The 6148-nt window shown below is 46.5% G+C and carries 7 protein-coding genes and 2 pseudogenes; all 9 read right to left on the reverse strand.

The genetic code is table 11. The features are described 5' to 3' along the window. Positions 1-2894 (reverse strand): annotated as a pseudogene (locus TY03_RS21450) (hypothetical protein); the annotation flags it as partial. 6 nt (positions 2895-2900) lie between these two features. Next, positions 2901-3128, reverse strand: coding sequence for a hypothetical protein (locus TY03_RS21835; protein WP_230201960.1), 228 nt, complete (start codon positions 3126-3128; stop codon positions 2901-2903). A gap of 8 nt (positions 3129-3136) precedes the next feature. Further along, positions 3137-3610, reverse strand: a complete 474-nt coding sequence (locus tag TY03_RS10025) for a hypothetical protein (RefSeq protein ID WP_042369721.1) — start codon at positions 3608-3610, stop codon at positions 3137-3139. Between the two features lie 2 nt (positions 3611-3612). Next, on the reverse strand, positions 3613-4338 hold the full coding sequence (locus TY03_RS10030) for a BACON domain-containing protein (protein ID WP_042369723.1): 726 nt from the start codon (positions 4336-4338) through the stop codon (positions 3613-3615). Then, entirely contained in the window at positions 4335-4655 is a 321-nt protein-coding gene (locus TY03_RS10035; protein WP_230201961.1) for a hypothetical protein, read from the reverse strand. Before TY03_RS10035 ends, TY03_RS10030 begins: the two co-directional genes overlap by 4 nt. Further along, positions 4615-5052 (reverse strand): hypothetical protein, encoded by a 438-nt coding sequence (locus tag TY03_RS10040; protein WP_042369725.1) that lies wholly within the window; start codon positions 5050-5052, stop codon positions 4615-4617. Before TY03_RS10040 ends, TY03_RS10035 begins: the two co-directional genes overlap by 41 nt. A gap of 21 nt (positions 5053-5073) precedes the next feature. After that, positions 5074-5466, reverse strand: a complete 393-nt coding sequence (locus TY03_RS10045) for a structural protein P5 (protein WP_042369727.1) — start codon at positions 5464-5466, stop codon at positions 5074-5076. Between the two features lie 4 nt (positions 5467-5470). Beyond that, on the reverse strand, positions 5471-5821 hold the full coding sequence (locus TY03_RS10050; protein ID WP_042369729.1) for a hypothetical protein: 351 nt from the start codon (positions 5819-5821) through the stop codon (positions 5471-5473). A gap of 13 nt (positions 5822-5834) precedes the next feature. Then, positions 5835-6148: pseudogene (locus TY03_RS22635) on the reverse strand (hypothetical protein); the annotation flags it as partial.

The following is a 6148-nucleotide window of genomic DNA, read 5'->3' on the forward strand; positions in this document are numbered from 1 at the left end:
TCTTTTTGTTTGTCTATGATCTTATCGTAGATATCAACGATTCCGTTCAGTTGTTCAATGTATTTTCTCCTTTTCGCTTCCTCATCTTCTCCTTTGAACAGTTCGGCTATTTTGGTGGCTATCTGTATGGCAGTGCTGATGATGGCCAGGATAACAGACGCTTTTTCAACATTGCTAATTGCAGTGGCCGATGTATCGGCAACCGCTTCTATTCCATTCATAACAGACATAGTAAAGCCGCTGATATCACCGATCAGGTTGATAATCTGACCCGACTGTCCTCCGACGGAGTCTCCTACGTCTTTTATGGAGGAAAAGAGTTCATTCATTTCGTCATTGACCTCTTTCTCCGCCTTCTTTACTCTGGCACTCGACCTGGCAACATTATCTTGTGCCCTGCTGTAGTCCTGAGCAGCCTTAGTAGCGGTCAGATACGTTTTTTCAGATTCAATTTGACCCGTGTCTTTATTGAACTTACTTGCTTTCACACCTGTAACCACCTGTTCGCCACGCTGCACTGCAATTAGTTGCTGCTGAGCCTTGGCAAGCTCCTGTTCTGCCTCTGCCAACTCCGCTTTCCGGTCGGCAAGCGTTTGGAAGGGGTTGCGGGCGTCCAGTTCATCCATGATCTCCTGAATGGTGGTTGTGTACTCACGGAGCTGATCAGGAGACAACACTTGTGCGGCGGCACTCTTGGCATTCTCCAGTTGCGAAAGCAGAGAGCTTAACGTATCCGATGAAGTCTCTTTGAGGTTTTCAAAGGCGCGTACGTATTCGGGAGTCTCTTTGAGTTGATCGAAGTCCAGCTTAATGAGTTCCTTTCCCTTATTGGCGGTAGCTTGGGCGATGGCACGGTTCGTCTGTTCTACCTTTGCCGTATCTCCTTCTTGCTGCGCTTTATCACGCTCTTTCTGTATCTTTTTGATATCTTCATTGAACTTCTTCTCGATAGATAAACGTTGGTCGGTATAATCCTGATACTTGCCCACTAAACTATCGAAATCTTTCTTCTGCTTTTGGGCATACTCTTTTTCAATATCGACGAACTCTTTCACATAGACCTCCGAAGCTCCTTTACGCTGTTGGCTGGCTTGAGAGGTTACCGCATCTACCTGTTCCTTTGAAACGGGAAGCCCTTGTTTTTTCGCTTTGGCCAAGGCTTCGAGACGTTCCCGCTCTTCCTGATCGATTCTCAGTAGCTCCGCGTCAAAGCGGGCACGGGCAGCAGCCTTTTCCTTGGCAGCACCTTTCTCCATAATAGAGACTTTCATCTCTTCGATCTTTTGACGGGCTTTGAGCTCTGAATCGGAAATTTTATCTACATCTATTGTTACTTTATCTTTTTCGTTTCCATTACCGGGTTTCAAACCAATCTCCTTCAATACTTTGTCGGATTTCTCTTTATTTTTAGTGAATATACCTAGCACGCGATCAATTTGTACTCCTAATAATTCACCTCTTCTTTCTTGCTCTTGTGCTTCTTTTTCCTTTTCATCTTGCCATTTTTTAATTATATGATCGGCTGTTATACCTGTTCCCGTATCGACTTTGATGGATGTTGTTGGCACAAAGGCATTAGCATTAGTAGCATTCTTTTGATTGGCCTCCTTTTCAGCTTCTTCTCTTCTATATAAAGGAATAGTTTTTGCGCCTAAGCGCAAGTCGTATGCCTTTTGTTGAGCATCTAATTGTTTTGCATACAGGTCTTTCATTGTATCATGTGCTGCCATTGCCATGGCACGTGCTTTCATTGCTTCAACAAATTGGTCTGTATTAGATACTAGTAAACTTTCTGCATCCTGCACAGAAGTAACCGATACATTAAGTTGGTCGAATGCCGTTTTATTATCTGTGATGAATTTTTTTTTGGAGTTTAAATCGCTTCCCAGCTTATTCCATTCTTTACGGAGGCCATCAAGTGCAATTCGTTGTGAGCCATACGAAGCATACGATTGCTGTAATTGTTCATTCAATTTCTTTTGTGTTATCATGAATAATTCCATAGCCATTTTACTTGCATCGATGGCCTGTTTGCTCTTGAATAATCCTTTCGTCCACTCTACCACATCTTTTCCGTATACTGTAAGCAATGTAATACCTACCACCAAAGCTGTTTGCCAGGAGAAAATGGACGATGTCACTTGCTTCCATACCGGTGTGGATTTCTGCCCGGCATCGTTCAATGCTTTGACCTCTGCCTTTGCCATCCTTAGATTATCCGCCAATATCGGCAAGTTGTTTGATATCGCCAGAAAGAACATATTTGCTCCCATTGTCAGCGATGGTAACTCACGCGCCACTTGCTGAATACTAAACCCGAGGCCGTTAAACTGCGAAGCAGCCTTCCCTATGTTTGGTGTAACAACAGGAACTTCGTTTGTATCCCTTTTTTGTATTTCTATCTTTTGGAGAACTCCGTTCAACTTTTCCAATTCTTCGGACATTGTCTTTATTTTGGCAATTTCATTCTGCTGAACAGTGCCATCTATTGTTATAGATGCTTTGACTTGTGCTTTTGCTATTTCACTTTCAAGCTGTTTAACCATTAGCTGAACCTGCTTATGAAACTGAGGAGTTTTTATTTCCGGCATTAATTCAACAGGGATGTTTTTTGGTATCTTCTTGACTTTATCCAACTCAACGAGCTTGGCTTTGAGTTCGTCAACCTCTTTCTTGAGTGCTTCCATCATGGCGATGTTATCCGTTTGGTCGGCAATGGTTTGGGTCGTGCCGGCAAACTGGGTCTGCATGTCCTTAAGCACCTTTTCCAACTGACGGAGCATCACTGTATTGTCCTGAATGCTCTTCTCGACCACACTCATGTTGCCGATGACAGATTGCATACCCTCTTTGGTATTGTCGCGAGAGATAAATTCTAACAGTACAGGTTCCATGCGTTATTATTCTTGGGTTTCTTTGAGTTTTGTTTGAAAGAATGCCAGTGAGCTACCTCGCTGCCGGGTTCCCTGTCCTTCTTCCTCTTTTTTCTTCTTTACGTATCGCGGTGCGTCGGCGGCCATCAGCAGCAAGGTGGGGTAATTGACTTTCCACAGCAAGTGGTGCAAGCTCCATCCCGTAGCTGATGCAATCTGCCAGAGCATACCAAAGGGGCTATGGGAGCCTTCCATATGGCCCGTTAACTCCCCTTTTCCGGTTGGCTCAGCCTCGGTTTCATCAGGTTCGTCGCCTGTGCCGAGCTGATAATAGTCATAAAATCCTTTGGGTTGAGTAGCTTGAGCATCTGAAACCAAGCCTCTTGCAGAAACCCGGGATGCACCCGCCATCGAAGCCACCAGGCAACAGGTTTGCAAAAGAGCATTCCACTCAGGTAGCCACGTACCAATGTCAATGCCACCATTTCACTCACTGCCTTGCCATGCACGGCCATGAACTCCATGTTTTGTTCAAAAGTGTTTTCCTTCAACTGTTCATAGGATACCCCCATTTTGAGGTACTTGCGATCAATCCGAAGCTTTGAACCGTAGCAAGGTACGCGCATCACCACCCGTCGGGGCTTCTTCTTGCTGCCAAGGTATCGAAGTGGGCGGACAGGAATTGCCACACCCACATCGAGCAATATATCGGCTGCTCTGAGTTCTACTTCACTCATGGTTATTTCGCCTGAGTAAGGTCGATGGTTGCTGTTTTAGACGAGTCGGAGGCCAGCGTCAACGTGATGGTACCTGTTTTGGCAGTTGATCCGTCATTGGCGGCAGCCGTGATCACCAGGAAGTTTCCATCCTGAACGATAGTAAATCCGGCCGGAGCTTGTGACACGGTCAACGCGCCCGAAGAGCTCATTCGTACCACTTTGGTGCCACCCGCTTTAACAAATGAAACCGCGCTGTTGTCTACCGACACATAAGGTTCTGCCATACCGATGGAGAAAGGAGACGTACCGTCTGTCGGAGTGATTACTTCCGCCTCACAATCCATGTACAGGTTACCCGAGTTGCCCAGTTTACCACGTACCACAGCCGTGAGCGAAAGCATCTTGATATCAATCAACTGACCGGTTCCCGTTTTAATCTGTGCAGGCCCTTCGATAGTCACCACATCTCCCGGAGCATCCCATTTATCGCCCGTAGCCGTACCGCCTGCCAATGCCACACAATTCTCTGCGATGAGTTGTATCATCTGAAAGGTGAACATATTGGTGCCCGGAGTAGCAAGTACCTTCTTTACCGGTCCACCCCGACGCTGTGCGGCAAACAGTTTATTATAGGTAGGTTTGTCGCCTCCCCAGTCAATGCCTTCCTGAGAAATCAAACCAATCGTTTTCCCACCCATGACTATTTCGTCAAGCAGCATGATGTGTCCGTCATTTACTTTTTTCATAATTTTATACTTTTTCCGTTTATATACTTTTTAAGTGCTATTAAAGCGGCTGCACCGACCGATAATTGTCCGATCCGAATCCAGAACCATTGCCATCCGGTGGGTTCCTTGACGACCTCAGGAGGCTTTTCTGATACTTCGGTATCGTCCCGTATTCGTGTCAACTCTTCGGTGAGCCTGATTACTTCCCTGGCGAGTGAGTCACAGGTAGCCGTTATAGTGAGTGTATCGCCTTCACCCCGTCGGATATCCAACGAAGCCTGTCCACTACGCTTGTTATAACCTGTCCCGATCGGCAACTGTGTAAGAGCGTTCATCGGTATATCCATCTTCGCCACGCTCATGGGTACAGGCACCAGGCTCTGCTCGAATCTTTTTTCGACTGCCAGACTGTCGCTGCGGTGGGTCGAGGTCAATCCGTTCGGACTTCTGCAACTCATCGCGCATAGGGCAATCAGCAAAGTGCACGCAACTGGTAGCTTTCTGAATGGTTTGATTAAGCTGCCGAACAGCTTTATACAATCTTTTATTTTCATTCTGTAGTTCGATTAATGTACCGGATATGTTGTCGTACATATCCTTGTAAATGTCATTCTTCTCTTTCGCTTCACGGGCTTTCCTCACATCGCGATAGAATATCCATCCTAAAACGGTTCCGGCACTGCCTACAGGAACAAGCCATTGAAGTATCTGCATTATTAAATCCGTAGACATGCCTTCTTCTTTTTAGATGTTTTACAATAATTCCCAGCCTGCTTCCACGTCTGCCATGACAGCCCGTTTGCCATTCTCTACCTGACTCATGGCAGCCGCCAGGCGGCACATGGTCTCTTTGTCGTTGATGTCTACCACATGGTCGGCACCCATCCCCGTCAGTGTTCGCACCGTAGCGATATAGCTTTGTGTATCGTTCTCACTGGGTGGTGCCCACCGGCTGATCATGGTGCGGATGGTACGGCAGTTGTTCAACTTCGAGTAGTTTTGCAGCAGCTTGAGCATCGCACGGTAACCGTAGGCCATGCTTTTAAACTGTTTGAAAGCCGAGTCGGTGGAGGGGATGATTTCCCCCTGCCACTCGGTTTTACTCTTACGGATATTGCCCGGATTGTTGTTACGTAGTCCTCTCATAGTCTTACTCCGATATGGCGCTTTCACCCAGTTTGATGTACCCGTTTCCGTCCCACATCAATGTGGTTACTTTCTTTCCATCACACGCCACGCCTTTCACTGTTGCCGCTCCGGCTCCCCGGTTGGTTAAGATCAACATAGTCCCCGGCTGTACGGTGATCTCTACTTGGACAGTAACTGCTGTCGCACTGTTCACTTCCGCCAGTGTCGGATTGCAGTCATGCACCAGCTTGTTATCTACTACCTCACGCTTGATGGCGATGGGAAAAACGGTGGTGACACAGCGTTCACCTTCCTCATTGTAAGGGGCGAAGAAATCAAAACTTCTCCGCGATTTCATGTTAATGTAGCTCATAATTTCTTACTTGTTAAGCTTTGGTTGAATAAATTGCACCGAGATATTTACCGTTGATTGGCAAGGCAATACCGCGCATATTGAAACCGACAATATCACCACGGTATTCGGGATCATTGAGTCGATAGTACATATCGGCTGTGCCTTTGGCGCGACACACCGAATCCTTGTGGTAGGCAAAAGACGCAATGGCATCCGTTGCCGATACAGGAGCATTCCAAGCCAGTTTCACTCCGGTAGTTCCATTGAAACGAGGTGTTTCCGAATAAATCTCTACCTTGAAATTGAAGAGACGGTTGGTAGAGAAGAAGGTTTTATACATATCCA

The sequence above is a fragment of the Bacteroides neonati genome, assembly GCF_000499785.1.
Taxonomy (GTDB): Bacteria; Bacteroidota; Bacteroidia; order Bacteroidales; family Bacteroidaceae; genus Bacteroides; species Bacteroides neonati.

Coding starts and splice junctions, on each gene's coding strand:
- TY03_RS21835 (WP_230201960.1), bottom strand. CDS start 3,128: ATGGAAGGCTCCCATAGCCCCTTTGGTATGCTCTGGCAGATTGCATCA.
- TY03_RS10025 (WP_042369721.1), bottom strand. CDS start 3,610: ATGAGTGAAGTAGAACTCAGAGCAGCCGATATATTGCTCGATGTGGGT.
- TY03_RS10030 (WP_042369723.1), bottom strand. CDS start 4,338: ATGAAAAAAGTAAATGACGGACACATCATGCTGCTTGACGAAATAGTC.
- TY03_RS10035 (WP_230201961.1), bottom strand. CDS start 4,655: ATGAACGCTCTTACACAGTTGCCGATCGGGACAGGTTATAACAAGCGT.
- TY03_RS10040 (WP_042369725.1), bottom strand. CDS start 5,052: ATGTCTACGGATTTAATAATGCAGATACTTCAATGGCTTGTTCCTGTA.
- TY03_RS10045 (WP_042369727.1), bottom strand. CDS start 5,466: ATGAGAGGACTACGTAACAACAATCCGGGCAATATCCGTAAGAGTAAA.
- TY03_RS10050 (WP_042369729.1), bottom strand. CDS start 5,821: ATGAGCTACATTAACATGAAATCGCGGAGAAGTTTTGATTTCTTCGCC.